The sequence below is a fragment of the Chromobacterium fluminis genome, assembly GCF_011602385.1.
Taxonomy (GTDB): domain Bacteria; phylum Pseudomonadota; class Gammaproteobacteria; order Burkholderiales; family Chromobacteriaceae; genus Chromobacterium; species Chromobacterium fluminis.
In genome coordinates this window covers 1-26717 of record NZ_JAAOMA010000025.1, presented here as the reverse complement: position 1 = coordinate 26717, position 26717 = coordinate 1, and the positions used below count along the sequence as shown (strand labels likewise).

Below are 26717 nucleotides of genomic sequence, written 5' to 3'. Positions count from 1 at the left end.
ATGGCAAATCGAGATTTAAAAAATTCCTCCCGTAGTTCCCGCGGCCGCTCATCCAGCTCCAGAAGCGGAGGCGGCGGCATGGTGGCGGGCATCGTCATCGGCCTGATTGTCGGGGTTGCCGTCGCGGTAGGCCTCGCCATGTATCTGAATAAGTCCTCTACGCCGTTCAGCAACTTGGAAAAGTTGGATCGCAAAGCGGCCAGCGCTTCCGCGCCGCCAACGGAGTTGCTGGCGCCGGGCACCCGCATTGCGGACGCCGCTTCGGAAACCGCCACTGCGCCGGCCCCGGTGAGCAAGCCGACTCAGCCGCCATCCGCTCCACCGCCGATGCCGGCGGAAACTCCGGCCAAGCCGACCTCGGCCGCACCGGCGGCCAAGGAGGCCGGCAAGGACGAGCAACGCTTTGATTTCTACAAGATCTTGCCTGGCCAGGTGGATGCGGTGCCAGGCAAGAACGGCAAGGCGGCGGAACCTTCTGCTCAGCAGGCGGCCAAAAAGGTCTACTTGCAGCTGGGTTCTTTCCAGAATCAGGACGAGGCGGACAACCTCAAGGCCAAGCTGGCTTTGTTGGGCGTAGAGGCCAAAATCCAGTCGGTAACTGTGCCGGAAAAGGGACTGGTGCATCGGGTCAGGGTGGGGCCGTATAGCCGCCAGGACGAGGTGGATCGGGTGAAGGCTCAGTTGAAGCAGGATGGCATTGGCGCGACAGTCGTCAAGGCGGAATAAACTCTTCCTCTATTAGGGAATCGATAATGAAAAAGTGGTTATTGCTTTCGTTGATGCTGTTCAGCGGCTTGGCAAACGCGGCGATTGAGCTGGGCAAGGATTACACCATGCTGGCGACGCCGCAGCCGGTGGCGGATTCGAAAAAGGTAGAGGTGATCGAGTTCTTCTCCTACCACTGCATTCACTGCCTGGAGCTTGAGCCGGCGATGAGCGCTTGGGAAAAGAGCAAGCCCGCCGACGTGGCTTTCTCCAAGGAGCAGATCGTGTGGCAAAAGTCGATGGAAGGCTTCGTGCGCATGTTCTCCGCCTTCAAGACTTCCGGCGCCTACGACAAACTGCACCGCCCGGCTTTCGAGGCTGTGGTGAAGTCGCGCGTCAACCTGTCTGACGAGGGGGTGTTCGCCAATTGGCTCAAGCAGCAGAAGGGCGTTGACGCCGCCAAGGTGATGCAGGCGTACAAATCCTTCGGCGTGAACGCGCAGGTGGCCAAGGCGGCCAAGATGACTCGCGATTATGCGATTCAGGGTACCCCGACGGTGATCGTCAACGGTAAATACGTAGTGACGCCGGTGGCGCCGGAGCGCATGGTGCAGGTGATCAACGAGCTGGTGGCTAAGGCCCGAGCCGAGAAAAAATAAGAATCGAGCAAGACGCTTGGTGAAGAAGGCAGCCCCGGGGGCTGCCTTTTGCGCATATTAAACCTTGATGGGGGATGGGGGGACATGGATTTGATGCTGTTGGCTAAGGCTTTATTGCTGGGCATCGTCGAAGGGGTGACGGAGTTTTTTCCGATTTCCAGCACCGGACACTTGATTGTGGTGGGGGACCTGATCGGTTTTCAAAACAATGCCGACGTGTTTGAGGTGGTGATTCAGCTGGGGGCAATCCTGGCGGTGGTTTGGGAATACCGTCAGCGTTTTCTGGGCGTGGCGCAGGGCGCTTTGCAGCGGGATGCGCAGTCGTTGCGCTTCATCGGCAACTTGCTGGTGGCCTTCCTGCCGGCGGCGGTCATCGGTTTCTTCGCGATCAAGGCGATCAAACACTATTTGTTCAACCCGCTGACGGTGGCGCTGGCCTTGATAGTGGGCGGCGTCATCATTCTGCTGGTTGAGCGCAGACAGCGCGTGCCGCGGGTGAGCAGCGTGGACGCGATGAGCTGGCAAGACGCGTTGAAAGTGGGGATCGCTCAGGTGTTCGCCATGGTGCCCGGCACATCGCGCTCCGGCTCCACCATTATCGGCGGTATGTTGTTTGGCCTAGACCGCAAAGTAGCCACCGAGTTTTCCTTTTTCCTGGCGGTGCCTACCATGTTCGCGGCTACGTTCTACGACGTGTACAAGCATTGGCACCAGTTCACCGCCGCGGATGTGCCGGTGATAGGCGTTGGCTTCATCGCGGCCTTCATCAGCGCTTTCTTCGCGGTGCGTGGTTTGATCCGCTATGTGTCCAGCCACAACTTCAATGCGTTCGCCTGGTATCGCATCGTATTCGGTCTGGTGATTTTGGCCACATGGCAGCTGGGTTGGGTGGATTGGAGTGTCTGAATTGGCTCAAGGTAGAAATATCTTGACAGTTAAAGCGGGCTTGTATAATATGCAACCTCTCTGACGCGGGGTGGAGCAGTCTGGTAGCTCGTCGGGCTCATAACCCGAAGGTCGTAGGTTCAAATCCTGCCCCCGCAACCAAATCCAAAAACCCAGCTTTCTTTGTGAAATCTGGGTTTTTTGTTTTCCCGGCGGCCTGTCTGATTAATGGCCGCTGAATAAAAAACCGCCGGGTAACGGCGGTTTTTTTTATTGCTCGCGCAGGCGTGATTAAATGCGCTTGGCCAGTTCCGAGGCCTTGCCGATATAGCCGGCCGGGGTCAATTCCAGCAAGCGGGCTTTTTCCGCTTCGGGCAATTCCAGATTCTTGATGAAGGCGTGCAGGGTTTCACGGGTAATGCCGCCCTTGCCGCGCGTCAATTCCTTCAGCTGCTCGTAGGGGTTGGGTACGCCGTGGCGACGCATCACGGTTTGCACCGGCTCCGCCAGCAGCTCCCAGCTGTTGTCCAGCTCGAATGCGATTGCCTGTGGATTTATTTCCAGCTTGTTCAAGCCCTTCAGGCAGGCTTTGAGGCCCAGAATGGTGTAGCCGAAGCCCACGCCCATATTGCGCAGCACGGTGGAGTCGGTCAGGTCGCGCTGCCAGCGCGATACCGGCAGTTTTTCCGCCAAGTGGCCCAGGATGGCGTTGGCCATGCCCAGGTTGCCCTCGGCGTTTTCGAAGTCGATCGGGTTGACCTTGTGCGGCATGGTGGAGCTGCCGACTTCGTCCTTCTTCACCTTCTGCTTGAAATAGCCCAGCGAGATATAGCCCCAGATATCGCGGTTCAGGTCGACCAGGATGGTGTTGACCCGCGCCAGAACCTGATACAGCTCGGCCATATAGTCATGCGGTTCGATCTGGATGGTGTAGGGGTTGAAGGTCAGACCCAGGCCGGTGACGAAGCGGCCGCAGAAGCTTTCCCAGTCGATGTTGGGGTAAGCGACCAGATGGGCGTTGTAATTGCCTACCGCGCCATTGATCTTGCCCAGGATTTCCTGGTGTACCAGTTGCTCGCGTTGGCGTTTCAGGCGGTACACCGTATTGGCCAATTCCTTGCCCATGGTGGACGGTGTCGCCGGCTGGCCGTGGGTGCGGCACATCATCGCGGTGTCGGCCAGTTCGTGCGCCAGTTTTTGCAGCTTGTGGATGACTTCGTCGATCGTGGGCAGTACTACGGTGTTGCGCGCGGTTTTCAGCATCAGCGCGTGCGACAGGTTGTTGATGTCTTCGGAGGTGCAGGCGAAGTGGATGAACTCGCTGGCCGCCATCACTTCCGGGTTGCCGGACAGGCGTTCCTTCAGCCAGTATTCGATGGCCTTCACGTCGTGATTGGTGCGCGCCTCGATGGCTTTGACCTCTTCGCCGTGCTGCACGTTGAAGTTGGCGATCACGTCGTCGATTTCACGGATGGTGGCCTCCGAGAAGGAAGGCACTTCCTCGATGCCTGGCTCGGCGGCCAGCATCTTCAGCCATTCCAGCTCCACTTTAATGCGGAACTTCATCAGGCCGTACTCGGAAAACAGATTGCGCAAGGCCTCGACTTGGCCGGCGTAGCGGCCATCCAGGGGGCTTAGGGCGGTCAGCGTGGTCAGGTTCATGCTGGGTAGTTCCAAACGTGGGTTGCCGGTGTTCTGGCGGGTTGCGGTACAAAATCGCTTAATGCTCAACGCAGGCGTCGCGCGAGCGCCGCGGCCAACTCCTCCGCGGCTTGCGGCCGAAAGCGGAAAAACAGCTCCGGTTCGATCATTTCCAATTCCATGACCGCTAGGCGGCCATGGTTGTCGCGAATCACGTCGACGCGCGCGTACAGCACGTCGAAAGGCACTGCTCGTACGGCGGCCTCTGCGAAGGCGATCTCTTGCGCGTCGGCCTGGTGCGGGTGAACCTGGCCGCCGTGGTCGTCCTGCACGCGGAAGTCGCCGGACTTCGGCGTTTTGCGGATGGCGTGGCTGAAATGGCCGTCGATGACGATCAGGGACAGCTCCCCCTGGCTCAGCACGCTGTGTTGCATGGGTTGCAGCAACATGGCTTCTTCTTGGATCAGCTCGGCGTACGCGCATTCCAGCATTTCCGCGTTTGCCGGGGCGACGCGATACGTGTGCCGGGCGGCGCCGGAGACGGCCGGCTTCAAGATGGCGTCGTTCCAGCCTCGCTCCGCCAGCAGTTGGCGCAGTGTTTGCGGCGCGCCTTTCTCAATGTAGCGGGTGTCTACCGTATGAACAGCGTTTTGTTGCAGTTCGGACAGGTAATGTTTGTCCAGATTCCAGCGAATCAGCCCAATCTCGTTGAATAGCAGTGTTTGACCGGCCGCGCGCGTCAGCCAGTCGGAAAACGCGGGCAGGCGCTCGAAGTAATCCCAAGTGGTGCGGAACAGCGCGCAGCGCGCGCCGGCCCAGTCCATGTCAGGATCGTCCCAGGCCAGGCGGCGGGCGCGCAAGCCCTGGCGCTGTAGCGCTGCCAGGACCAAGCCGTCCTCATGATGAACCTGGCGGCGATACCAGTCGCTGTCGTCAGGCGGCAGCAGGCGCGAATCGGTCAGAACGACAACATCGAGCGACATCGAAATCCTTTTACATCAAGAAAAACGGGTGCTAGGCACCCGTTTCAGCTTACATGCCGGGCATCATGCCCTTCATGCCGCGAAGCATTTTCATCATGCCTCCCTTGGAGGAGAACTGCTTCATCATTTTCTGCGTCTGCTCGAACTGGTTCAGCAGCTTGTTGACCTCCTGCACCGTCACGCCGGCGCCGGCGGCGATGCGTCGCTTGCGGCTGGCCTTGAGCAATTCCGGTTTGTGGCGTTCCTGCGGCGTCATTGAATTGATGATGCCTTCGATGCGGCGCATGGTTTTCTCCGCCTCCGCGCCCTGCACGCCCTTGGCCATTTGGCCCAGTTGCCCTGGCATTTTCTCCAGCAGGTTGCTCATGCCGCCCATTTTTTTCATCTGCTGCATCTGGGCCTTGAAGTCCTCGAGGTCGAAACCCTTGCCGGATTTCAACTTCTTGGCCATGGCGGCGGCTTCGTCCTGATCGATGCCTTTTTGCACCTCCTCGATCAGCGACAGCACATCGCCCATGCCCAGAATGCGGCTGGCGATCCGGTCCGGGTGGAAGGGTTCCAGGCCGGACACCTTTTCGCCGACGCCGATGAATTTGATCGGCTTGCCGGTGATGTGGCGGACCGACAGCGCGGCGCCGCCACGCGAGTCGCCGTCCATCTTGGTGAGGATGACGCCGGTCAGCGGCAGCGCTTCATTGAAAGCCTGGGCGGTGTTGACCGCGTCTTGGCCCTGCATCGCATCGACGACGAACAGGGTTTCCACCGGATTCAGCGCGGCATGCAGCGCTTTGATCTCGGCCATCATCGCCTCGTCGATGGCCAAACGGCCGGCGGTGTCCACCATCAGGACATCGAAGAAGTGACGCTTGGCGTGATCCACTGCGGCGCGGGCGATGTCGACGGGATTCTGGTCGCCGGAGGAGGGAAACCATTCGACTTCGACCTGTTGGGCCAGCAGTTTCAATTGTTCGATCGCGGCGGGACGGTAGATGTCGGCGGAGACGACCAGTACTTTTTTCTTCTGGGTCTCTTTCAACAGCTTGGCGAGTTTGCCCACCGTGGTGGTCTTGCCGGCGCCCTGCAGGCCGGCCATCAGCACAATGGCGGGGGGCACGGCCGCCAGATTGAGGGCGTCGTTCTTCTCGCCCATCAATTTGGTCAATTCCTCATTGACCACGCCCACTAGGGCCTGGCCCGGAGTCAGGCTGCCGGCCACGTCCTGGCCAAGGGCGCGTTCCTTGACCTGGGAGATAAAGGTTTTGACCACGGGCAGGGCGACGTCGGCCTCCAGCAGGGCCATGCGCACTTCGCGCATCGCGTCCTGGATATTGGTCTCGGTCAAGCGCGCATTGCCGCGCAGATTTTTCATCACGCCGGACAGGCGGCTGGTCAGGTTGTCTAGCATGGTGCGTCCTTACTTCTGCCAACGGCTTGCCGGTTGGTGTAGACTCTCAAACCATTGATTTTACCACGAGCCGCCGGGCAGCACCCGGTTTTGATAAAACACTCGCCATGACCAGCTTCCTGCTCGTACTTTCTATTGCGCTGATCCTCTCTTACGGGGTCTTTACCTGGCATTACTTCGCCAACTGGCGCGGCCTGGCTTGCTGGCCGCGCAAGCCGCGGCTGGAGCACAGCCTATTGGGCGTGTTGCTGCTGCTACAGGCGATAGCCGTGCTGTTGCCGCTGACTCAGGGGGCTTTGCTGTCTCTTGGCGTTGGCCGCGCGCTGTCGGTAATGGTATGGATCATGATGCTGATTTATTGGACCTGCAGTTTTTTCTATCGCGTGGAAGGTTTGCAGCTGTTCATGATGCCGCTGGCGATGGCTGCGCTGGGTTTCGCTCTGCTGTTTCCAGGCCAACACGTGGTCCAGGACCTGAGCAATCCGGCTTTTGTACTGCATATCCTGGTGTCCTTGTTTGCCTATAGCCTGTTCGCCATCGGCGCCCTGATCGCCATTTTGATGCTGTTTTTGGAAAAGGCTCTGCACGATAAACGGGCGTCTCCGCTGCTTAGGCAATTGCCGCCTTTGCTTTCCCTGGAAAAAATGATGTTCCAAGTGATTGGCGTCGGCTTTTTGTTGTTGACGGTTTCTTTGTTGACCGGGGTGGTGTTTTCCGAGGAAGTGCTGGGGCACGCCGCGGCGCTGACGCACAAGACCGTTTTCGCCGTGTTGTCCTGGCTGCTGTTCGGCGGCTTGTTGATCGGCCGCAAGTTGCAAGGCTGGCGCGGTCGGGTGGCGATTCGCTGGACTTTGGCTGGTTTCCTGTCCTTGGCGCTGGCTTACATTGGCAGCAAGGTCGTCATAGAATTGATCCTGCAACGCGGTTGAGGTTGCTCAGTCCTGTCTCACAAGGAGATCAATGATGAAAAAATTGTTAGCCCTGTTTGCCGCCCTGATGCTGATTTGCGGCACCGCTTTTGCCGCCGTCAACATCAATACCGCTAACCAGCAGGAGCTGGAGGCGCTGAACGGCATCGGCCCGGTCAAGGCCAAAGCCATCGTGGAATACCGCGCCAAGAACGGGCCGTTCAAGAGTGTCGACGACCTGAAGAGTGTCAGTGGAATCGGCGACAAGACCCTGGAAAAGCTGCGTAGCGAGATCTCGGTCAGCGGAGCGTCCAGCGCCGCCCCGAAAGCGGCGGCCAAGCCCGCTGCCGCCGCCAAACCTGCTGCGACGGCTGCCAAGCCGGTGGCCGGCGCCAAGAAAGAAGCCTCCAAGCCGGCGGCCAAGAAAAAGCTTTGATGCTTGTCAGGTAACGGTTTGCTGGAAACAACGCCCGCGGATGCGGGCGTTTTTCATTGCTTGCCGAACAGGGCCAGAGCCAGCTGCCGTTGCTCGGCGTGGTCGACGATGGGGAGCGGATAGTCGCGGCCCAGCTCGAAGCCTTCCGGCAGCGCCTTGGCTTGCCAGGGGGCGTGAATCGCCTGATCGTTTAGTGCCGCCAGCTCCGGTACGTAGCGGCGGATGAAGCGGCCGTCCGGGTCGAATTTCTGCGATTGAGTCACTGGGTTGAAGATGCGGAAATAGGGCTGTGCGTCGCAGCCGGTGGAGGCGGCCCATTGCCAGCCGCCGTTGTTCGACGCCAGATCGAAATCCAGCAGTTTCTCCGCGAAATAGCGTTCTCCCAGACGCCAGTCAATCAGCAGATCCTTGACCAGAAAGCTGGCGGCGATCATGCGCAGCCGGTTGTGCATATAGCCGGTTTGGTTCAGTTGTCGCATGGCCGCATCAATCAGCGGATAACCGCTTAGTCCTTTCTGCCAGCTTTCCAACCAGTCCGGGCGATTGGGAAAGGGCAGGTCGCGGTATTGCGGCTTGAAGCTGTGAGTGGACGCATCCGGAAAGTGCCACAGCAGTTGCTGATAAAACTCTCGCCAGATCAACTCCTTCAGCCAGCACATAGCGCCCTCGCCGCCGTCGAAGCAGGCGAATTGCACCAATTGGCGAATCGAGAGGGTGCCGAAACGCAAGTGGGTGGAGAGGTAGGACACGCCCTTTACGCCGGGATAGTCTCTTTGTTGATGGTAGCGTTGGATGCGTTGCTGACAAAAATCGGCAAACAGTTCTTTTGCGCCGGACGCACCCGGCGCCAGTAAGCAAGGCTCGGTCTGGGCAAATCCTAATTCTGCCAGGCTGGGCATGGCCGGCGTTCCCGCTGGCGGGCGCAGCCGGCCGGTCAGCGGCGGCACGGTCAGCGCTTGGCTGTGCTGTGGGCTCAGCCTTTTGAGCCAGGCATTGCAATATGGGGTAAACACGGTGAATGGTTTGCCGCTGGCCGTGAGCAGTTCGTCCCGGGCGAAAATGACCTGGTCCTTGTAGGCGTGGAAGGTCTTGCCCATCGTCGCCAAGGCTTGAGCGACCTGCGTGTCTCGCTGGCGCGCATAGGGCTCGTAATCCTCGTTCGCGTAAACGGCGTCGGCGCCTAGCTGCGCCGCTAGTCTGGGGATGATGTCTGGCGCTGGTCCGGTTTCGCACCACAGCTCGCCGCCCGCCGCGCGTAGGGTGTTCTGAATTTCCCGCAGGGATTGCCAGATGAAGCCGAGGCGCCGATCGGTGGGGGAGAGCGTGTCTAGAATATTGCTGTCGAAGACAAAGACGCATTGAACCGGGAGACCCGAGGCCAGCGCTTGCTGCAAGGCGTGATTGTCTTCCAGGCGCAAATCGCGCCTGAGCCAGTAAAGTACAGCCTTGCTCGTAGGTAGATTTGCTGTGGTTTGATTGTCTGACAATGAATTGTCCATTTTTATGCCCATGGGTTTGTTGCTTTTTTGCACTAAATTACTGCTTGTGTTGCGTAACTGCATCTAAATGGCGGTGGTACTTAGCTGTCGAGTTCATGTAAAACAATGGCTTGTGATGCTTGTGTTGTTTTTTTGAGTGCTTTTTTGTCGAAAGTACATGCTGTTTTTGTTTTTTCGCAACGTCAGTCTTATATTGAGGCTAGCGATCACCGAAGCATATCGGTGGCACATAAATGTCCGGGTTCTCTGGCTTTAGAACAGCGAAATCAACAGGACAACATCAACTGACTTGAAAGGAACTGCAATGAACAAGACGCATATCGCTCTTGCAATCGCCGCCCTGATGCCGGCCGCCGCCGCGATGGCCGACGTCACCATCTATGGTGAAATCCGCGGTGGTTACGAGTACAACAAGACCTACCGCTCGAATACCAGCCTTGACTCCAACGGCAAGCCCCAGGGTAACTCCCAGATCAACGACTGGACCTCGCGCATCGGCTTCAAGGGCAACGAAGATCTGGGCAATGGCTTGAAAGCCATCTGGCAGGTTGAGAATCGCGTGAATATCGACGGCTCCGAATCCTCTGGCTTTAATACCCGCGACAGTTTCATCGGCTTGGCCGGCGACAGCTGGGGTAAGTTCCGTCTGGGGCGTCTGTCCAACTACGCTAACGATTCGATGGAACAGGTGGACCCGGGCTATTACAGTTCGCAAAGCGTAGGTGGTCTGGCTTACTTCACCCGCCTTGACGACCGCGTCAACAATGCCATTCGCTACGACAGCCCGAACTGGGCCGGCTTCAGCTTCGCGTTCCTGTATGGCACCGACGAAGCTCGCGGGGCAAGCACTGATGGCAGCCGCACCAATCGCCAGACTTGGAACCTGGGCCTGAGCTATGAAAACTCCGGCTTCTTCGGCAAGTACAACTACCAGAACTGGGGTGACGCCGATAAGGCGCTTGTGTCTGGCGGTCGTAGCTCGAATAAAGATTGGCACCGCTTTGAAGGCGGCTACATGGCCAACAATATCTATGCGGTCTTGGGCTATCAACAAATTCGTGGCTATATCGATGGCACTGCCGGCGTTTATGCCGATACCAAGGGCGTGTTGTATAACAAAGCCGCCTTTAACGCTTTGACCGCTGGCTCTAGCAATTTGGATGTGAGCAAAGAAGTGAAAACCCGCGAACTGGCCCTGACTCTGGGTTATACCTTCGGTTCGTTGACCCCGTACTTCTCCTACGTGAAGGGTTACGACATCAGCGTTGGTGGTAGCGATGTCAACAACTCTGGTTACGACCAATATGTATTGGCTCTGGACTATGCCTTGTCCAAGCGTACCGAGGTTTACACTTCCTACGGTCACGTGAAGTGGAAGGGCAATAATGTGGAGAAGGAAAACTCCTTCGGCTTGGGTCTGGTGCACCGCTTCTAAGCGCACCTGAGTACCACCTTGAAAGGACTGCTTCGGCAGTCCTTTTTGTTTTTGCGCGGATGCTTGGCGTAATCCGGCTGCGCCGGGATTTAAGTCAAAGCAGCCCCCGCATTTTGCATATAATGTTGTAACGGTAGTGCGGCTGTCTTCAAGGTGGCGAGCTATGACGCAGGAGCGCCGCGCGGTGTCGTCTAATCTGTTCACTGGTGAGTTGCAAGCGTATGGAAGCTTCGGCTGGCATTTCCGGCTTGGGTCGGGCCTTGGTGCAAAACAATATGCTGTTGCAGCAGGATGCGGATGCGATCCTGCGTCAGTCTCAGGCATCGCATATCAGCTTTGTCGAGCAGCTGATTCAGAGCAAGAAGATGACGGCGCAGGATGTGGCGATGTTCGCGTCCAAGACCTTTGGCTATCCCTTGTTGGACATGTCGGCCATCGATCTTGATCAGTTGCCCAAGGGCGTGGTGGATGACGAGTTGATCGCCAGCCGGCGCTTGCTGCCACTGCTCAAGCGAGGCAACAAGCTGTATGTCGGCACCTCCGACCCCACCCAGACTTCGGCCTATCACGCCATCACCTTCAAGACCGGGATGACGGTGGAGGTGGTGGTGGTGGAGGACGATAAGCTGGGCAAGATGCTCGGTAAGTACAGCGAAGACGCCACTGCCGCGATTAAGGCCCTGGAGAACGAGGATTTTGGCGATCTGGAATTCGCCGATCCGGATGCGCCGACGGATACCGGCCCACAGCCGGATGTCGACGATGCGCCGGTGGTCAAGTTCATCCATAAGGTGCTGTTGGACGCGATCAATGGCGGCGCGTCCGATATTCATTTCGAGCCCTATGAGAAGTTTTACCGCATTCGCTACCGGGTGGACGGGGTGTTGAAGGAGATTTCGCAGCCTCCCCTGGTATTGAAGGAAAAGATCGCTTCCCGGATCAAGGTGATTTCCAAGCTGGATATTTCGGAGAAACGGGTGCCGCAGGATGGCCGCATGAAGCTGGTCATTTCCAAGGCGCGGGCGATTGACTTCCGGGTCAGCACCTTGCCTACCTTGTACGGTGAGAAGATCGTGATGCGTATCCTGGACTCGTCGGCGGCGAATCTGGATATCGAACAGCTGGGTTTCGAGCCGGAGCAGAAGCGCTTGTTGCTGGAGGCGATCGAGCGTCCTTACGGCATGGTGTTGGTGACCGGGCCTACCGGCAGCGGTAAAACGGTATCGTTGTATACCTGTCTTAATTTGTTGAATAAGCCTGATATCAATATCGCCACGGCGGAGGACCCGGTGGAAATCAACTTGCCGGGCATTAACCAGGTCAATGTCAATGAGCGCGCCGGGCTAACCTTCGCCTCGGCCTTGAAGGCTTTTTTGCGGCAGGATCCGGATGTGATCATGGTGGGCGAGATCCGGGACTTCGAAACGGCTGACATTGCGATCAAGGCGGCGCAAACCGGCCATATGGTGTTTTCCACCCTGCATACCAATAATGCGCCGGCGACATTGACCCGGATGTTGAATATGGGAGTGGCGCCGTTCAATATCGCCAGTTCAGTGCTGCTGATCATGGCGCAGCGCTTGGCGCGCCGTCTGTGCGCGCATTGCAAGAAGCCGGCGGACATTCCCGAAGAGGCGCTGCTGCGAGCGGGTTTCAAGAAAGAGGAGCTGGACGGCAGTTGGAAGCCCTATGCGCCGGTGGGCTGCGAGGAGTGCCGCAATACCGGCTATCGCGGCCGTTCCGGCATTTACGAAGTGATGCCGATTACCGATGCGATGACGCGTTTGATCATGCAGAACGGCACCGCCATCGATATCGCCGACTTGGCGCGCAAGGAGGGCATGGTGGACTTGCGCCATGCCGGTTTGCTTAAGGTGAAGGCGGGTTTGACGTCGTTGACGGAGATTGAGGCGGTGACTAACGAGTAAGAACCTGTTCAATGTCTGCTGCGCTTCAGCAGGATTGTTTAGATAAGGGCGTTGAAACCGACTTCAGAATGCTTATGTACTGTATGGACACCCAGCTTCTTAAGCCGTTTGCGCTCTTGCTCGCGAGACTTTGAACAGGTTCTAAGAGCGGCTTTTCACCTCCGGCAGCCGCCGGAACGCTGACTTAACGGCTTGGAATAAGAAAGAGGCCATGGAATGGCAGTCACGGTAGCAAAAAAAGCGACGCCGGGCTTTGTCTGGGAATGGGAAGGCAAGGACAGGGCGGGCAAGGCGATACGCGGGGAATTGCGAGCGGAGTCCGAGGTGGTGGCCAAGACTCAACTGCGGCGCCAGGGCATTAATGTCGTCAAGATCAAGCGCCGGCGCGCTGGTTTTGGCAAGCGCATCACCGAGCGGGACATCACCTTGTTCACCCGGCAACTGGCGACCATGATGCGCGCCGGCGTGCCCTTGTTGCAGGCTTTCGATATCGCGGCCAAGGGCCACAGCAACCCCGCCGTGACCAAGATGCTGCTGGAGGTGCGAGCCGACGTTGAAACCGGCTTGTCGCTGGCGGAATCCTTCCGCAAACGTCCCTTGTACTTCGACAAGCTGTTCTGCAACATTATCGCCGCGGGCGAAACCGGCGGCGTGCTGGACTCCTTGCTGGACAAATTGGCCACTTACAAGGAAAAGGTGATGGCGATCAAGGGCAAGATCAAGTCTGCCCTGATCTATCCGTCTGCCATTGTCGGCACCGCCTTCATCATTACCGCCGTGATCATGATCTACGTGATTCCGGCGTTCAAGGATTTGTTCTCTAGTTTCGGCGCCAATTTGCCGGCGCCGACGCTGTTCGTGATCTGGCTGTCGGATGGCTTCGTCCATTACTGGTGGCTGATTTTCGGGGTGATTTTCGGCAGTCTGTTCGGCTTTCTCTACGCCTTCAAGCGCACGCCTAAGCTGCAAGAGCGGATGGATCGCATCCTGCTGCGTCTGCCGGTGATCGGCGATATCATCCGCAAGGCCACCATTGCGCGCTGGGCGCGCACCTTGTCCACCTTGTTCGCCGCCGGGGTGCCGTTGGTGGAAGCGCTGGATTCGGTGGGTGGCGCCTCTGGCAATCAGGTGTATGCGGACGCCACCAAGCGGATTCAGAACGATGTCAGCACCGGTTCCAGCCTCAACTATTCGATGCAGCGCACCGACTTGTTCCCTAATATGGTGCTGCAGATGACCTCGATTGGGGAGGAGTCCGGTTCGCTGGACCAGATGTTGGACAAGGTGGCGGATTTTTACGAAGAAGAAGTCGACAATGCGGTTGCCGCGCTGTCCAGTTTGCTGGAGCCGGCCATTATGGTGATTCTGGGGATCTTGATCGGCGGTTTGATCATTGCGATGTATATGCCGATTTTCAAAATGGGGCAGGTGGTTGGATGATTGAGGAGTGGCGCTGGATCGCCGGCTCGTACCCGCTGGCTTTCGCCGGCGCAGCGCTGGCGTTGGGCTTGTTGCTTGGCAGCTTTTTGAATGTGATCATCCATCGCTTGCCGAAGATGTTGGAAGCCGAGTGGCGACGCAATTGCGTTGATTGCCTGCAGTTGGAAGAGGGCGAGGCGTCCGAGCCCTACAATTTAATGCGGCCGGGCTCGCACTGCCCGCAATGCCGGGCTGCGGTGCGTCCGTGGCAGAATATCCCCGTGTTGAGCTTTGTGTTGCTGCGCGGACGCTGTGGCAGCTGCCGGGCCAAGATCCCTTGGCGCTATCCGGTGGTGGAGCTGTCGACCGGGGTGTTGTTCGCTTTCCTAGCCTGGCGCTTCGGCTGGTCGGAACAGCTGCCGGCCTATATGGTTTTGACCGCGGTGCTGTTGGCCCTGACTTTTATCGACGCGGATACGCAGCTGCTGCCGGACAACCTGACTTTGCCCTTGTTGTGGGGAGGCTTGTTGTTCAATTTGCTGACCGGCACCGTGCCGCTGGCCGATGCGGTGATAGGCGCGATGGCTGGCTATCTGTGTCTGTGGTTGCTGTTTCACGGCTTCAAGCTGGCCACTGGCAAGGAAGGAATGGGCTATGGCGACTTCAAGCTGCTGGCGGCTTTGGGCGCGTGGTTGGGATGGACTTTGCTGCCTTTGGTGATCTTGTTGTCTTCACTGGTGGGCGCGGCGGTGGGCGTGGTCTTGATTTTGCTGGCCAAGCATGGCCGTGGTCAGCCCTTGCCGTTTGGCCCTTATCTTGCGGCCGCTGGTTGGATCGCTTTGATATGGGGGCAGGACATCGTGAATTGGTATTTGCATGCCTATTAAAGTCGTGGGCTTGACCGGCGGCATTGGCTCCGGCAAAAGCGCGGCGGCTGATCGTTTCGCCGAATTGGGCGTGCCGGTGATCGACACCGACGCCATTGCTCACGAGTTGACCGGCCCGTGTGGCGCGGCGATGCCGGCCTTGGAGGCGGAGTTCGGCGCGGGGGCGGTGCGAGCCGACGGGGCTTTGGATCGAGGCTGGATGCGCGAACGGGTGTTCGCCGACGCAGGCAGCCGGCAGCGGCTTGAGAGCGTGTTGCATCCGCTGATCCGGCGGCAGAGCGAGGCCAGGGTGGCCGCTGCGCGCGGGCCGTATTGCGTGTTGGTGGTGCCCTTGTTGTTCGAAACCGGGCATTATCTGCCGATGCTGGCGCGCACCTTGCTGGTGGATTGCGAAGAGTCGGTGCAACTGGAGCGGGTGATGCGGCGCAACGGCATGGACGAAAAGGCCGTGCGCGCGATCATGGCGGCGCAATGTTCGCGAGCGCAGCGACGTGAACGCGCCGACGATATAATTTGTAATAATGACAGCTTGGCTGCATTGAGGCTTCAAGTCGACGCCAAACACGATTATTATCTTGCCAGCCTAGCCGATAGATCATAACCGGGCTCTCGCGAGCCAAGCAGAAGGGCCGATGCGCCGTGATCAGTTTTGAGTTTCCCGTCACCGAGCGAACCCGCATCCTGCTCCGCCTGGAGCATCTTTACGCACGTCTTGGGTATTTCATCGGCAAGGACCATCCGTATGATCATCATGCGGCCCTGCTGGTGTTGTTCGAGCTGATGGAAACCGCCTCGCGCGCGGACTTGAAGGCGGATCTGCTGCAGGAGCTGGAGCGGCAGAAACAGATGCTGGAAGCGCTGCGCGAGAATCCGCAGGTGGCGGAGGAAACCCTGGAGGGCGTGCTGGAGGACATCGAGCACGCGTCCAGCCGTCTGCTGGCGCTGACCGGCAAGTTCGGCCAACACTTGCGTGAAAACGAATGGCTGATGGCGATCAAGCAGCGCGCCGGCATTCCCGGCGGCACCTGCCAGTTCGATTTGCCGTCTTACCACCAGTGGCAGCAGAAGTCGGCTGAAGTGCGGCGCCAGGATATCAAACGCTGGGCGTCGCCGCTGATGCCCACAGCCGAGGCGGCGGGCATTCTGTTGACCCTGTTGCGCGACAGCGGCAAGACCCACCATTACGTGGCGCGCCGCGGCGTGTTCCAGCAGATGTCCGGTGGCAAGGTGGTGCAACTGATCCGCGTGGCCTACGACGGCGGCCTGGAACTGTTGCCCGAGCTGTCCGCCAATAAATACGCGCTCAATATCCGCTTCGTCAGCGCGGTGACCGGGGAATCCCGGCCGCGGCAGACTGAGCAGGATGTCGAGTTTCACCTGACCAATTGCAAGTTCTGACCGACGTGCGCCGGTCTTTGCCCCGTTTTGAGAAGCCATGTCTGATTCTGTTCGTGTTGTTGCCTGCCCCACTTGTCGCGCCCCGGTGCGCTGGGAGCCGCAAAGCCAGTTCCGTCCGTTTTGCAGCAAGCGTTGCCGTCTGATTGATTTGGGCGAGTGGGCGACGGAAAGCTACCGAGTGCCGGCGCAGGAAGAGTCGCCGAGCGAGGCGAGCAGCGGCGAGTAAGCGCCCGGCCTCAATGAAAAACAGGTCCCATACGGGACCTGTTTTGTTTGGGCGGAGGGGAATTCAGGCTCGGGCGGCCAGCGCCGCGCCTTGCGAAAAATAACCCTTCATGCCGGTGAAGATGGCATTGGCCATTTGCTGCTGGAAGTCGCTGCTGAGCAGGCGCTGTTCTTCCTCCGGGTTGGAGATGAAGGCGGTTTCCACCAGGATGGACGGGATGTCCGGCGCTTTCAGGACTGCGAAGCCGGCTTGCTCCACCGCGCTCTTGTGCAGTTTGTTGAGGCCGCCCAGATGCCCCAGCACGGTCTTGCCCAATTTCAGGCTGTCGTTGATGGTGGCGGTCTGGGTCAGATCCAGCAGGGTGTGCGCCAGGTATTTGTCCTTGCTGCCTATCTTGACGCCGCCGATCAGGTCGGCGTCGTTCTGGCTTTGCGCCAGGGCTTTGGCGAAGGCGCTGGTGGCGCCTTTTTCCGACAGCGCGAACACCGAGGATCCGCGCGCTGCGCGGTTGGGCGCGGCGTCGGCGTGGATGGAAACGAACAAGTCGGCGTTCAGCTTGCGCGCCTTGGCCACGCGCACGCCCAGCGGGATGAACACGTCCTCCTCGCGGGTCATATAGGCCTTCATATTGCTTTCCGCGTCGACCAGCCGTTTCAACTGCTTGCCGATGCGCAGCACCACGTCTTTCTCGCGAGTGCCGTTCAGGCCGACGGCACCGGGGTCTTCCCCGCCGTGGCCCGGGTCCAGCATCACGATGATGGGGCGGTTGCTGTCTTTTTTCTTGGGCTTGATCTGCGGCGCCGGTTGTTCCAGCTTGCCCTTGTTGTAGTCCTGAAGCAGGGCGAGCAGGGGATCGTCTTGTTGGCCGCCGGCCGGGTAGAGGTCCACCACCAGCCGATGTTTGTATTCGGCCACCGGCGCCAGGGTGAAGGCTTGCGGCTTGATGTCGGCCTTCAACTCCAGCACCAGGCGCACGGTTTCCGGATCGAACTGACCGGCGCGTGCTGTTTTGATATAGGGATCGGCGGCGGAAATCTGTCCGCCGATGTCTTTTAGCACGCTGTTGAGTTGCACGCCTTGCAGGTCGATCACCAAGCGGTTGGGGTTGGCGATGGTGAACTGCTTGTATTGGATGGCCTCGCTGGCCTCCAGCGTGATCCGGGTATAGGTCGACGCCGGCCAGATGCGCAAGGCGACAACCTGGCTGCCGGAGGCGAAGCCGACGCGGCTCACCGACAGCATGAAGGTGGCGGCCGCGGCGCCGATCAAGCGGCGGCGGATGGGATCGAAAGTCGAATCAGGCATGACTGTCCGGTTTCTGAGTGGGCGAGTAAACGATAATTGCGACCATTTCCGGCCACGGCTAGTTCCAGTACGATGTCGGCGCGCGGCAGCAAATCCGCGGCCTTGTCCGGCCATTCAACCAGACACAGGCTGTCTGGGCCGAAGTATTCGCGGAAGCCGGCATCCTCCCATTCCTCGGGATCGGCGAAACGGTACAGGTCGAAATGGTGCACGCTATAGTGAGGAAAAGAATAGCTCTCCACCAGAGTATAGGTGGGGCTCTTGACCTTGCCGGCATGGCCGAGCGCGGTCAGTAGGCCGCGCGTGAACGTGGTCTTGCCGGCGCCCAGGTCGCCTAATAGATAGACGACGAGGCCGGCTCGCGCCGCTTCGGCGAAGGCTTTGCCCAGCGCCAGAGTGGCGGTTTCATCTTCCAGGTAGCCGCAGCGAACGCTGGTATCATCCATGGCCATGACCGAAAACTCTTTACAAAAAACGGATTATCCCGAATTGGCGCGCCAAATCAAAGCCTGGGCGCGCGAATTGGGCTTCGCCGACGCCAGAATCGGTCGCGCCGGCCTGCCGCCGGAGGCGGAACAGAAGTTGAACGCCTGGTTGGCCGCCGGTTATCACGGTGAGATGGACTATATGGCCCGCCACGGATCCTTGAGGGTCAAGCCGGCGGATCTGGTACCCGGCACCCTGTCCGTTATTTCTCTGCGCATGCATTACTGGCCTCAGGCCCGCGCTTCGGCCGAAGTGCTGGCCGACGGCGGCAAAGCCTATTTATCGCGTTACGCGCTGGGGCGAGACTACCACAAGGTCTTGCGCAATCGACTGCAGGCGTTGGCGGACCGAATCAAGCGGGAAATAGGCGATTTCGGCTATCGGGTGTTCACCGACAGCGCCCCGGTGGCGGAGGTGGCGCTGGCGGCCCAGGCCGGGCTGGGTTGGCGCGGAAAACACACTCTGCTGCTGACCAAGAACGAGGGCTCCTTGTTTTTCCTGGGCGAGGTCTTCACCGATCTGCCCTTGCCGGAGGACGCGGTAGAGGACGGCCATTGCGGCCGCTGCACTCGTTGCATCGATGTCTGTCCCACCGCGGCCATCGTCGCCCCCTATACCGTGGACGCGCGGCGTTGCATTTCCTACCTGACGATAGAATTGAAGCGAGCGATTCCGGAGGAGATGCGGCCCTTGATCGGCAACCGGGTTTACGGTTGTGACGATTGTCAGCTGTTCTGTCCGTGGAACCGTTTCGCGGTCGATACCCGTGAGACCGATTTTGCGGTGCGTCATGGTCTGGACGACGTGAGCTTGCTAGAGTTGTTCGCTTGGAGCGAGGCCGAGTTCAAGGAAAAGATGGCCGGCAGCCCGATTTACCGCATCGGCTACCTGAAGTGGCTGTCTAACTTGGCGGTGGGCCTGGGGAACGCGCCAACCACGCCGGAAGTGGTGGCGGGGCTGCGGGCGCGCTTGGATTTTCCCGACGAGATGGTGGCCGAGCCGGTGCGCTGGGCGCTGGGCCGGCACGGCGTCATCGTCTGAAGCTCAGGGTTTGCTGGGCGCCTTGACCAGGGATTCGCCTTCCAGCACCACCTTGCCGCGGACCGAGCATTGAGTCGCCAGTTTGACGAAGTGTTTGTCCGGGTTCAGCTCTATCACGGTGGCGCGGGCGGTAACAGTATCGCCGATGCGCACCGGCGCTTTGAAGCGGGTGGATTGCGATAGATAGATGGTGCCGTGGCCGGGCAATTGGGTCCCCACCACCGTGGAGATCAGGCTGGCGGTCAACATGCCGTGCGCGATGCGTGTCTCGAACGGCGTTTGTTCCGCGTATTCCTGATTGATGTGCACCGGGTTGTTGTCGCCGGATACGGCGGCGAACATCAGCACGTCGGCTTCGGTGATGGTCTTGCTGAATTCGGAGAAATCGCCGAGCTGAAGATCTTCAAACCAAACAGTCATGACCGCTCCTGACTTGATATGACGAGGAAATGCTGCAGTGCATTGTGACAGCTTTTGGCCGAAATGCAAATTGCCGAGAAATCACGTACTATCGGAGATAAGTTGCGTTTTTGCCACGCTGTATGCAATACAAATCAACCAAACGCTCGTTTGAATTTGTCCTTGGGGCATAATCAGGCTTGCTTCGGCAATAGCTGCTTCCGCGTTCGATCAATCCAGACGGCGGCATTTCTGAAACGGCCGCGCTTGGCGGCGCGGCGGCGGCAATCAGCCGCTCCAGGTTTCTTTTTAGAGATGTCCAGAGGTTTGTTGGAGGAATATGAAAGTTCTAGTCGCTGTGAAACGCGTTGTGGATTACAACGTGAAGGTTCGGGTCAAGGCCGACGGCACTGACGTGGATATCGCCAACGTCAAGATGTCGATGAACCCGTTTGACGAAATCGCGGTGGAAGAGGCGGTGCGTCTCAAGGAAGCCGGCAAGGTCAGTGAAATCGTCGCGGTGTCGCTGGGCGTGAAGCAATGCGAGGAAACCCTGCGCACCGCGCTGGCGATGGGCGCGGATCGCGCCATCCTGGTGGAAACCGATGTGGAGCTGCAGCCGCTGGCTGTGGCCAAACTGTTGAAAGCCGTGGCGGAGAAAGAACAGCCGCAGCTCTTGATCGTGGGCAAGCAGGCGATTGACGACGACGCCAATCAAACTGGCCAGATGGTGTCCGCGCTGTTGGGCTGGGGCCAGGGCGCTTTCGCCTCCAAGGTGGAACTGTCGGCGGAGACCGTGGATGTGACCCGCGAGATCGACGGCGGTTTGGAAACCGTCAAGCTGCGTCTTCCGGCGGTGGTCACTTCCGACCTGCGCCTGAACGAGCCGCGTTTCATCAAGCTGCCCAACATCATGGCTGCCAAGAAAAAGCCGCTGGACAAGACCACGCCGGCGGAACTGGGCGTGGACGCGGCTCCCCGTCTGAAGACGTTGAAGGTGGCGGAGCCTTCCAAGCGCAGCGCCGGCATCAAGGTGGCCAACGCCGCCGAGCTGGTCGCCAAACTGAAAACCGAAGCAAAGGTGCTGTAAGCCATGGCCATTCTCGTTATCGCTGAACACGACAACCAGAGCCTGAAAGCAGGCACCCTGAATACCATTACCGCCGCCGCCAAGCTGGGAGAAGTGCACCTGCTGGTGGCCGGCCACAACGCCGCCGCTGCCGCCGAGGCCGCCAAGAGCGTGGCCGGCGTCGCCAAAGTGCTGCTGGCCGATGCCGCGCACTACGCGCACGGCCTGGCGGAGAACCTGGGCGCGCTGGTGTCCGGCCTGGCCAAGAGCTACAGCCACGTGTTGGCGCCGGCGTCTTCCTTCGGCAAAAACCTGCTGCCGCGCGTGGCCGCGCTGCTGGACGTGGCGCAGATCTCCGAGATCGTCGCCATTGAGTCCGCCGATACCTTCGTGCGGCCCATCTACGCCGGCAACGTGCTGGCCACCGTGCAGTCCGCCGATCCGATCAAGGTCATCACCGTGCGCACCACCGCCTTCGACGCGGCGGGCCAGGGCGGCTCCGCCGCGGTGGAGGCCGTGGCCGTGGCCGCCGACGCGCAGCTGTCCAGCTTTGTGGGTCAGGAACTGACCAAGTCCGATCGTCCGGAACTGGGCTCGGCCAAGGTCATCGTTTCCGGCGGCCGCGCGCTGGGTTCTGAGGAACAGTTCAAGGCGGTGATCGATCCGCTGGCGGACAAACTCTCCGCCGCCGTCGGCGCTTCCCGCGCCGCGGTGGACGCCGGCTACGCGCCAAACGACTACCAGGTGGGTCAGACGGGCAAGGTGGTGGCGCCGCAGCTGTACTTCGCCGTCGGCATTTCCGGCGCGATCCAGCACTTGGCCGGCATGAAGGATTCCAAAGTGATCGTCGCCATCAACAAGGACGAGGAAGCGCCTATCTTCCAAGTGGCGGATTACGGCATCGTCGGCGATCTGTTCACCGTGGTGCCGGAGTTGATGGCCGAGTTGTCCAAATAATCCCGGATCCGCGCCGCGAGTCTCTCGCCGGCGCGGACAGCGGGCCGGGCGAGCCGCCCGGAACAATAATATTCAGCCGGCAACGCCCGCGCGCAGTCATCGGCCCGATGCGGGCCGGACCCGCCGCGGCGCTTGCCGGCTTTTTCATGTCTGCGAATAGAAACCGATTGCCGGCGGCAGAGGCAATCCCAGCCATCCAAACACGAGGAGAAGGCGATGATTTATCAAGCACCGATCAAGGACATTCAATTCGCGCTCAACGAGCTGGCCGAGCTGCCGGCCGTCTGCGGCCTGCCGGGCTATGGCGAGTGCTCGGTGGAACTGGTGGACGCTATTTTGGAAGAGGGCGCCAAGTTCGCCGAGGGCGTGTTGGCGCCGATCAACAAGCAAGGCGATCAGGGCGCGAAATGGCGCGACGGCGAAGTCAGCGCCGCGCCCGGCTTCAAGGACGCCTGGCGGCAATACGTCGAGTCCGGCTGGGTGGGCCTGCGCGCGCCGGAGGCCTACGGCGGTCAGGGCATGCCGGCCCTAGTGGCCACCGCGGCCGAGGAGATGTGGTGTTCCGCTAACCTGGCCTTCTCGCTGGCGCCGCTGTTGACGCTGGGCGCGATCGAGGCCATTCATCATCACGCCTCGGAAGAACTCAAGAGCGTCTATCTGCCGCCGATGTCCAGCGGCGCCTGGACCGGCACCATGAATTTGACCGAGCCTCAAGCCGGTTCAGACCTGGCCCAAGTGCGCAGCAAGGCGATGCCGCAGGCCGACGGCAGCTATCGCGTCAGCGGCCAGAAAATCTTCATCACCTGGGGCGAGCACGATATGGCGGACAACATCGTCCATCTGGTGTTGGCCCGCCTGCCGGACGCGCCGGCCGGGGTGAAGGGCATCTCCTTGTTCATCGTGCCCAAATTCCTGGTCAACGCCGATGGCAGCCTGGGCGCGCGCAACGACGTGCGCTGCGTGTCGCTGGAGCACAAGCTGGGCATCCACGGCAGCCCCACCGCGGTGATGAGCTTCGGCGACCAGGACGGCGCGGTCGGCTATCTGGTCGGCGAAGCCAACAAGGGCCTGAACTATATGTTCACCATGATGAACCATGCGCGTCTGGGCGTGGGCATCGAAGGCCTGGCGGTGTCGGAGCGCGCCTACCAGAAGGCGGTGGAATACGCGCGCGAACGGGTGCAGAGCCGCGCGGTGGGTTCGCCCGATCCGTCCGGCGTGGCCATCATCCAGCATCCGGACGTGCGCCGCATGCTGCTGACCATGCGCGCCCAGGTGGAGGCGCAGCGCGCGCTGGCCCTGTATACCGCGGCGGCGCTGGACCGCGCCGCGCGCCATCCGGTGGCGAGTGAAAAAGCGCGCAACCAGGCGCTGGCCAATTTCCTGATCCCCATCGTCAAGGGCTGGAACACCGAGCAGGCCAATGAAATCACCAGCCTGGCGCTGCAGGTGCACGGCGGCATGGGATATATCGAGGAAACCGGCGTAGCGCAGTACTATCGCGACGCGCGTATCACCGCCATCTACGAAGGCACCACCGGCATTCAGGCGTTGGATTTGATCGGCCGCAAGACCGCGGGCGAGGGCGGCATCACCGCGCGCGCCTTGCTGGAAGAAGCCGCCGGCTGCGTGGCCAAGCTGCGCGCCGCCGGGCTGGCCAGCCTGGCGGACAATCTGGACGAAGCGGTCAAGCAGGCGCGTCGCAGCGTCGATTTCATCCTGGCCACCTTCGCCGGACAGCCGCAACGGGCGGCGGCCGGATCCGTGCCCTTCCTTAAGCTGATGGGCATTGCGCTGGGCGGCTGGCAGATGGCGCGCGCGGCGCTGATCGCCAAGGCCAAACTGGGCGAGGCCGACGCGGATCAAGACTTCCTCAACGCCAAGCTGGCCACCGCGCGCTTCTACGGCGAACATCTGCTGCCGCAGGCGGGCGGCTTGGCGGCCGCCATCGTTGACGGCGCGGACAGCGTGCTGGAGATGGACGAAGCCTGGTTCTGAAACCGTGTTAGGCCGTTGGTAAAAGTCGCGCTATAAGCGCGACTTTTTTTGTTATTTATTAAATATATTTATTTAATGTGAGTGGATATCAGCTGATTTAATGTTTGTGTTGTTATATTGATGCGATTTTAAAAGATTGGATAAGTTTGGTTGACTTTGATGGCTTTTCTGACCTCAAGTGGAAAGTGCATCTCATTGCTATTGATAATTGGTCAATGTGATTGCATTGTTATTGAATTTATCTAATCAGGAGGTTTTATGTTCAAGCTAGGACTAAGTATAGCTTTAACCATGTCTGCCCTTTTTGCGTCCTCGGCTGTATTTTCCGCTCCATATCTTGGAAATATTTTAAGCAGAGCTAATTGTGCGACATTTAATGAGTCGGTAACTTGGGATCCAAGAGGAACTGGGCACTCAGCCTATGTTGAGTCTCATCAGCGAGATAGAGCCTCTGGCCGGGTGGATGTATTAAGGTCGCCAAGTCCCTACTCGAGTAGTTGGAGGCATTATGCTGGGAGGAATGTGTTGAACTCAAATTTCAGCATTCAAGGACGGCACTGGGAGCGCTTGGATAATAATAGTCAGGTTTCTTTTAGGACTACTGCCGCATCTGGTTGCAATCCAGGTGATTGGTGAATTATATGAATATCCCGCGTCATTGTTAATGACGCGGGACTTGATCGGAGGGTTTGCTTATGAAGACCGTTCTGATATTGTTTTTGTTTGTCTTTGTAGGGGTGTGGTTTTTAAAGGGGGAAGATAAAAATTTGAAACAGTCTTTTGCAGGGAAAAGTGTGGTAAATGGGCTGGTGAATAAGGTTGAAGCAGATCAGATGGGTGGGGGTAAACCGGTTGTGGCTAGTTTGTTAAAGTCTTGGACTCCAGATTTTGATGAACCAAGTGCTGAGGTTTTATTGATCTCAATTGCTTCCTCTAACTATCCTGAGGAAATGAAAAAAGATTTTAGAAAGTCATCTGATAATTTAAAAATAAAAGGTAGCTTTAGCGGTGGTAAGGTGACGCATGAATTTGTTAGCGATAATTTTTTAAAGCGAAGAGCTTTAGAGCTTGGTGGGGTGGAGGGCGTGAGAAAAAGGCTAAGCTACTCTTCAGTTGATCTTGCTCGTGTGTTGCCGGATATGGATATTGTCGGGGCAGATCGCACAGGTGTTTTTATCCCCGAAAAGGGATGGGGGTCTGCATTCTATTTATTGAATGAGAGAAATGATGTCAGACGAGTTGAATTGAGTGAAATTTACTTGGGTAATAATGATACGAGTGTTAGGCGATTTTCCGATAATGTGAATGATTATATTGCCGGAGCTCCAGCAACCGTTGAGCGTTTGTATGACTCAAATAAGAAGGAAATTATCAATGTGCATTGGTCGAGTGGTGGTAGAGATTTTTCGATCAGTACTCTGAATATGAATAGAGCGGAGGCGATGGCGATTGCAGAGAAAATCAGTCTAGATGTAAAAAAGGTCAATGAGCAGAATGGAAGCAGGCAATGAGGCCGAAATTAGGAGTGAGGTTGGGTTTGTGGGTGGGTTGGCTTTGCTTGTTATTATCGGTAGCGGCTTTTGTGGCCAGTTTGGCTTTTACGCCTGCTATTTTCGCAGCTTTGCTTGCTTTGTGTGGAGCTATTGGCTCTATGTGGGCAGGGGGGGGGAGAGTTGCAATATTGATCGTGTATTTTTCCCTTTCAACGGTTCTCGCTAGTCCATTTTGGGGGGAGAGCACACCATTCTGGCTGATCTCTCTGCTTCTCTTCGTTGGTATGGGCTTGTTAGTGGCACTCTGTTTTCATTATGTAAAATGCAAGTAGTTTCTATTATTTGTATCGGTATTGATGAGTCATCATGGTTGACTATCAGGATTGTACTGAAGCGTTGCATCATCCTTCCTTGAGGAGGGGCTTGCAGTGTCTTGACTTGCTCACATGGCTGCCGTACCCATATCAGCTATCCAATGTATGTCGAGCGTGGTGAGGGCTAACACTGAGAGCGCCGCTTCGAAGTTCATGTGCTGTGCAGCTAGCTACTTTCTCCCTTTTCTCGCTCTCTGTTCGCGAGACTTTGAACCGGTTCCAAGCCCAAGCTTGCTGCGAGTCGACACGCCGCGGCGTTTTTGCATGGCCGTGCGGGCAAGAGCGATTCTTGCATGAGCTTGTAATCAGGCTTTGAGATAATGGAAAAGACCTTGTTGTGAGTTGCTGCGGCGCGGCATAAAAAACTGTTTGTCATTAAAAATATTTTGCCGCATAGTGTTTGCACCGCCCCTTGCTACGGGCGGTATGCGAAATCAGGCGGAAAAATAGTTCTTAATAGAAGAATTAATCGCATAGCGCGCTGATATTCGCTTGAATATTGCCTGGCTATGCAATTCGGTCTTTTTTTGGATTGACCGTATCCTGATGGCGTGCAAATAATCCGCTGCATGACTCACAGCCAAGCTCGAGCCAAGTCCCGGCCGATCCCATCGCGGCGCGAGGCGCCCGCTTGAACTTGGCCGCAAGGTCCGCGCTTAGATTTCAAGAATGAATACAGAAGCCAGGATGCAATGAAGCAAGTGGTCCATTGGAGTGAAAAGGGGAAGCGGTTGTTGCCGTCGGCGGCGACGCTGGGGCGTCTGGTCGCCGCTTTGCCTTGGCTGGCGCTGGCAAGCGCCGCCGTGTGGCTGGGTACGGTCGCCGCGCCGTTGCTGGGGCCCGCCGCCAAGCAGTGGCGAGGCTTAAGCGAGCCGGCGCCGCAGTCCGCCGCCGCCAATGTGGCGATGGCGCACTGGTTTGGCGAGCCGGTGGCGCAACAAGCCGCGGCTTTGCCGCCGGTCAAGTTGATTGGTGTGTACGCGCCGCAGACTTCCGGCGTGCCCGGCTTCGCGGTAATAGACGACAATGGCCGTTCGGTGGCCTTGTTGCTGGGCAAGACGACGCCGGATGGCTGGGAACTGGCTCAGATCACCGCCTCCGGCGTGCTGATGCGTTCCGGCGGCAGCGAGCAGTTCGTGCCTTTGGTTGAACGCGTGCCCGGCGCGGGCGCCGTTGTCGGC

The 26717-nt window shown here is 58.7% G+C and carries 25 protein-coding genes and 1 tRNA gene; 19 read left to right on the top strand and 7 right to left on the bottom strand.

What is annotated here, in order from left to right; translation table 11 throughout:
• Positions 1-78: 78 nt before the first annotated feature.
• The 4 genes from HA052_RS17050 (at position 79) to HA052_RS17035 (ending at position 2411) form a co-directional block, all read left to right on the top strand.
• Positions 79-726: an SPOR domain-containing protein gene (locus HA052_RS17050; RefSeq protein WP_240937402.1), complete on the top strand. Its 648-nt coding sequence runs from the start codon at positions 79-81 to the stop codon at positions 724-726.
• 26 nt (positions 727-752) lie between these two features.
• Positions 753-1364 carry a thiol:disulfide interchange protein DsbA/DsbL gene (locus HA052_RS17045; RefSeq protein WP_166452798.1) on the top strand — a complete coding sequence of 204 codons (612 nt, stop codon included), beginning with the start codon at positions 753-755 and terminating at the stop codon, positions 1362-1364.
• Positions 1365-1448: 84 nt separating this feature from the next.
• Positions 1449-2270, top strand: coding sequence for an undecaprenyl-diphosphate phosphatase (locus tag HA052_RS17040; RefSeq protein ID WP_166452797.1), 822 nt, complete (start codon positions 1449-1451; stop codon positions 2268-2270).
• A gap of 64 nt (positions 2271-2334) precedes the next feature.
• Positions 2335-2411: transfer RNA gene (locus HA052_RS17035), tRNA-Met, on the top strand.
• Positions 2412-2540: 129 nt separating this feature from the next.
• Here HA052_RS17035 and purB read toward each other — a convergent pair.
• The 3 genes from purB to ffh form a co-directional block, all read right to left on the bottom strand.
• Positions 2541-3911 (bottom strand): adenylosuccinate lyase, encoded by a 1371-nt coding sequence (gene purB, locus HA052_RS17030; protein ID WP_166452796.1) that lies wholly within the window; start codon positions 3909-3911, stop codon positions 2541-2543.
• A gap of 65 nt (positions 3912-3976) precedes the next feature.
• Positions 3977-4873 (bottom strand): ATP-grasp domain-containing protein, encoded by an 897-nt coding sequence (locus HA052_RS17025; RefSeq protein ID WP_166452795.1) that lies wholly within the window; start codon positions 4871-4873, stop codon positions 3977-3979.
• 49 nt (positions 4874-4922) lie between these two features.
• Positions 4923-6278: a signal recognition particle protein gene (ffh, locus tag HA052_RS17020; RefSeq protein WP_166452794.1), complete on the bottom strand. Its 1356-nt coding sequence runs from the start codon at positions 6276-6278 to the stop codon at positions 4923-4925.
• A 107-nt stretch (positions 6279-6385) separates the two neighbouring features.
• On the opposite strand from ffh, the gene HA052_RS17015 reads away from it, so the two are divergent.
• Both HA052_RS17015 and HA052_RS17010 read left to right on the top strand, forming a co-directional pair.
• Complete coding sequence (locus HA052_RS17015) at positions 6386-7207, top strand: cytochrome C assembly family protein (protein ID WP_081545232.1); 822 nt, start codon at positions 6386-6388, stop codon at positions 7205-7207.
• A gap of 34 nt (positions 7208-7241) precedes the next feature.
• Positions 7242-7622, top strand: coding sequence for a ComEA family DNA-binding protein (locus HA052_RS17010; protein ID WP_166452793.1), 381 nt, complete (start codon positions 7242-7244; stop codon positions 7620-7622).
• Between the two features lie 53 nt (positions 7623-7675).
• Here HA052_RS17010 and HA052_RS17005 read toward each other — a convergent pair whose 3' ends face one another.
• Entirely contained in the window at positions 7676-9121 is a 1446-nt protein-coding gene (locus HA052_RS17005; RefSeq protein WP_166452792.1) for a cryptochrome/photolyase family protein, read from the bottom strand.
• Between the two features lie 304 nt (positions 9122-9425).
• On the opposite strand from HA052_RS17005, the gene HA052_RS17000 reads away from it, so the two are divergent.
• From HA052_RS17000 to yacG, 7 genes are all read left to right on the top strand, one after another.
• Positions 9426-10556, top strand: a complete 1131-nt coding sequence (locus tag HA052_RS17000) for a porin (RefSeq protein WP_158274338.1) — start codon at positions 9426-9428, stop codon at positions 10554-10556.
• A 221-nt stretch (positions 10557-10777) separates the two neighbouring features.
• On the top strand, positions 10778-12484 hold the full coding sequence (gene pilB / locus HA052_RS16995; RefSeq protein ID WP_166452791.1) for a type IV-A pilus assembly ATPase PilB: 1707 nt from the start codon (positions 10778-10780) through the stop codon (positions 12482-12484).
• Positions 12485-12700: 216 nt separating this feature from the next.
• Positions 12701-13924 (top strand): type II secretion system F family protein, encoded by a 1224-nt coding sequence (locus HA052_RS16990; RefSeq protein ID WP_166452790.1) that lies wholly within the window; start codon positions 12701-12703, stop codon positions 13922-13924.
• Complete coding sequence (locus HA052_RS16985) at positions 13921-14790, top strand: prepilin peptidase (RefSeq protein WP_166452789.1); 870 nt, start codon at positions 13921-13923, stop codon at positions 14788-14790. Before HA052_RS16990 ends, HA052_RS16985 begins: the two co-directional genes overlap by 4 nt.
• The gene (gene coaE, locus HA052_RS16980; RefSeq protein ID WP_081545238.1) at positions 14780-15391 is read left to right on the top strand and encodes a dephospho-CoA kinase; all 612 of its coding nucleotides are present in this window, start codon (positions 14780-14782) and stop codon (positions 15389-15391) included. Before HA052_RS16985 ends, coaE begins: the two co-directional genes overlap by 11 nt.
• A 38-nt stretch (positions 15392-15429) precedes the next feature.
• Complete coding sequence (gene zapD / locus HA052_RS16975) at positions 15430-16188, top strand: cell division protein ZapD (RefSeq protein WP_019100891.1); 759 nt, start codon at positions 15430-15432, stop codon at positions 16186-16188.
• A gap of 37 nt (positions 16189-16225) precedes the next feature.
• Complete coding sequence (yacG, locus tag HA052_RS16970; protein ID WP_166452788.1) at positions 16226-16414, top strand: DNA gyrase inhibitor YacG; 189 nt, start codon at positions 16226-16228, stop codon at positions 16412-16414.
• 63 nt (positions 16415-16477) lie between these two features.
• Here yacG and HA052_RS16965 read toward each other — a convergent pair whose 3' ends face one another.
• Both HA052_RS16965 and tsaE read right to left on the bottom strand, forming a co-directional pair.
• Positions 16478-17719: an N-acetylmuramoyl-L-alanine amidase gene (locus HA052_RS16965; protein WP_166452787.1), complete on the bottom strand. Its 1242-nt coding sequence runs from the start codon at positions 17717-17719 to the stop codon at positions 16478-16480.
• Positions 17680-18165, bottom strand: a complete 486-nt coding sequence (tsaE, locus tag HA052_RS16960; RefSeq protein WP_439823241.1) for a tRNA (adenosine(37)-N6)-threonylcarbamoyltransferase complex ATPase subunit type 1 TsaE — start codon at positions 18163-18165, stop codon at positions 17680-17682. The genes HA052_RS16965 and tsaE overlap by 40 nt, the downstream gene beginning before the upstream one ends.
• Between tsaE and queG the strand changes: the two genes are divergently transcribed.
• Positions 18164-19246: a tRNA epoxyqueuosine(34) reductase QueG gene (gene queG, locus HA052_RS16955; protein ID WP_346774569.1), complete on the top strand. Its 1083-nt coding sequence runs from the start codon at positions 18164-18166 to the stop codon at positions 19244-19246. The two genes, tsaE and queG, sit on opposite strands and share 2 nt — an antisense overlap.
• Positions 19247-19249: 3 nt before the next feature.
• Here the strand turns inward: queG and HA052_RS16950 are convergent, their stop codons facing one another.
• Positions 19250-19666, bottom strand: coding sequence for a MaoC family dehydratase (locus HA052_RS16950; RefSeq protein ID WP_081545243.1), 417 nt, complete (start codon positions 19664-19666; stop codon positions 19250-19252).
• A 319-nt stretch (positions 19667-19985) separates the two neighbouring features.
• On the opposite strand from HA052_RS16950, the gene HA052_RS16945 reads away from it, so the two are divergent.
• The 5 genes from HA052_RS16945 to HA052_RS16925 all read left to right on the top strand — a co-directional run.
• The gene (locus HA052_RS16945; RefSeq protein ID WP_043637914.1) at positions 19986-20735 is read left to right on the top strand and encodes an electron transfer flavoprotein subunit beta/FixA family protein; all 750 of its coding nucleotides are present in this window, start codon (positions 19986-19988) and stop codon (positions 20733-20735) included.
• Positions 20736-20738: 3 nt separating this feature from the next.
• Complete coding sequence (locus HA052_RS16940; RefSeq protein WP_166452786.1) at positions 20739-21671, top strand: electron transfer flavoprotein subunit alpha/FixB family protein; 933 nt, start codon at positions 20739-20741, stop codon at positions 21669-21671.
• Positions 21672-21887: 216 nt separating this feature from the next.
• Positions 21888-23669 (top strand): acyl-CoA dehydrogenase, encoded by a 1782-nt coding sequence (locus HA052_RS16935; protein ID WP_166452785.1) that lies wholly within the window; start codon positions 21888-21890, stop codon positions 23667-23669.
• Between the two features lie 695 nt (positions 23670-24364).
• A complete protein-coding gene (locus tag HA052_RS16930) occupies positions 24365-25180 on the top strand; it encodes a hypothetical protein (protein ID WP_166452784.1) in 816 nt (271 codons plus the stop codon).
• A gap of 1048 nt (positions 25181-26228) precedes the next feature.
• Positions 26229-26717: hypothetical protein (locus HA052_RS16925; RefSeq protein WP_166452783.1), on the top strand; the 489-nt coding region annotated here is incomplete at its 3' end.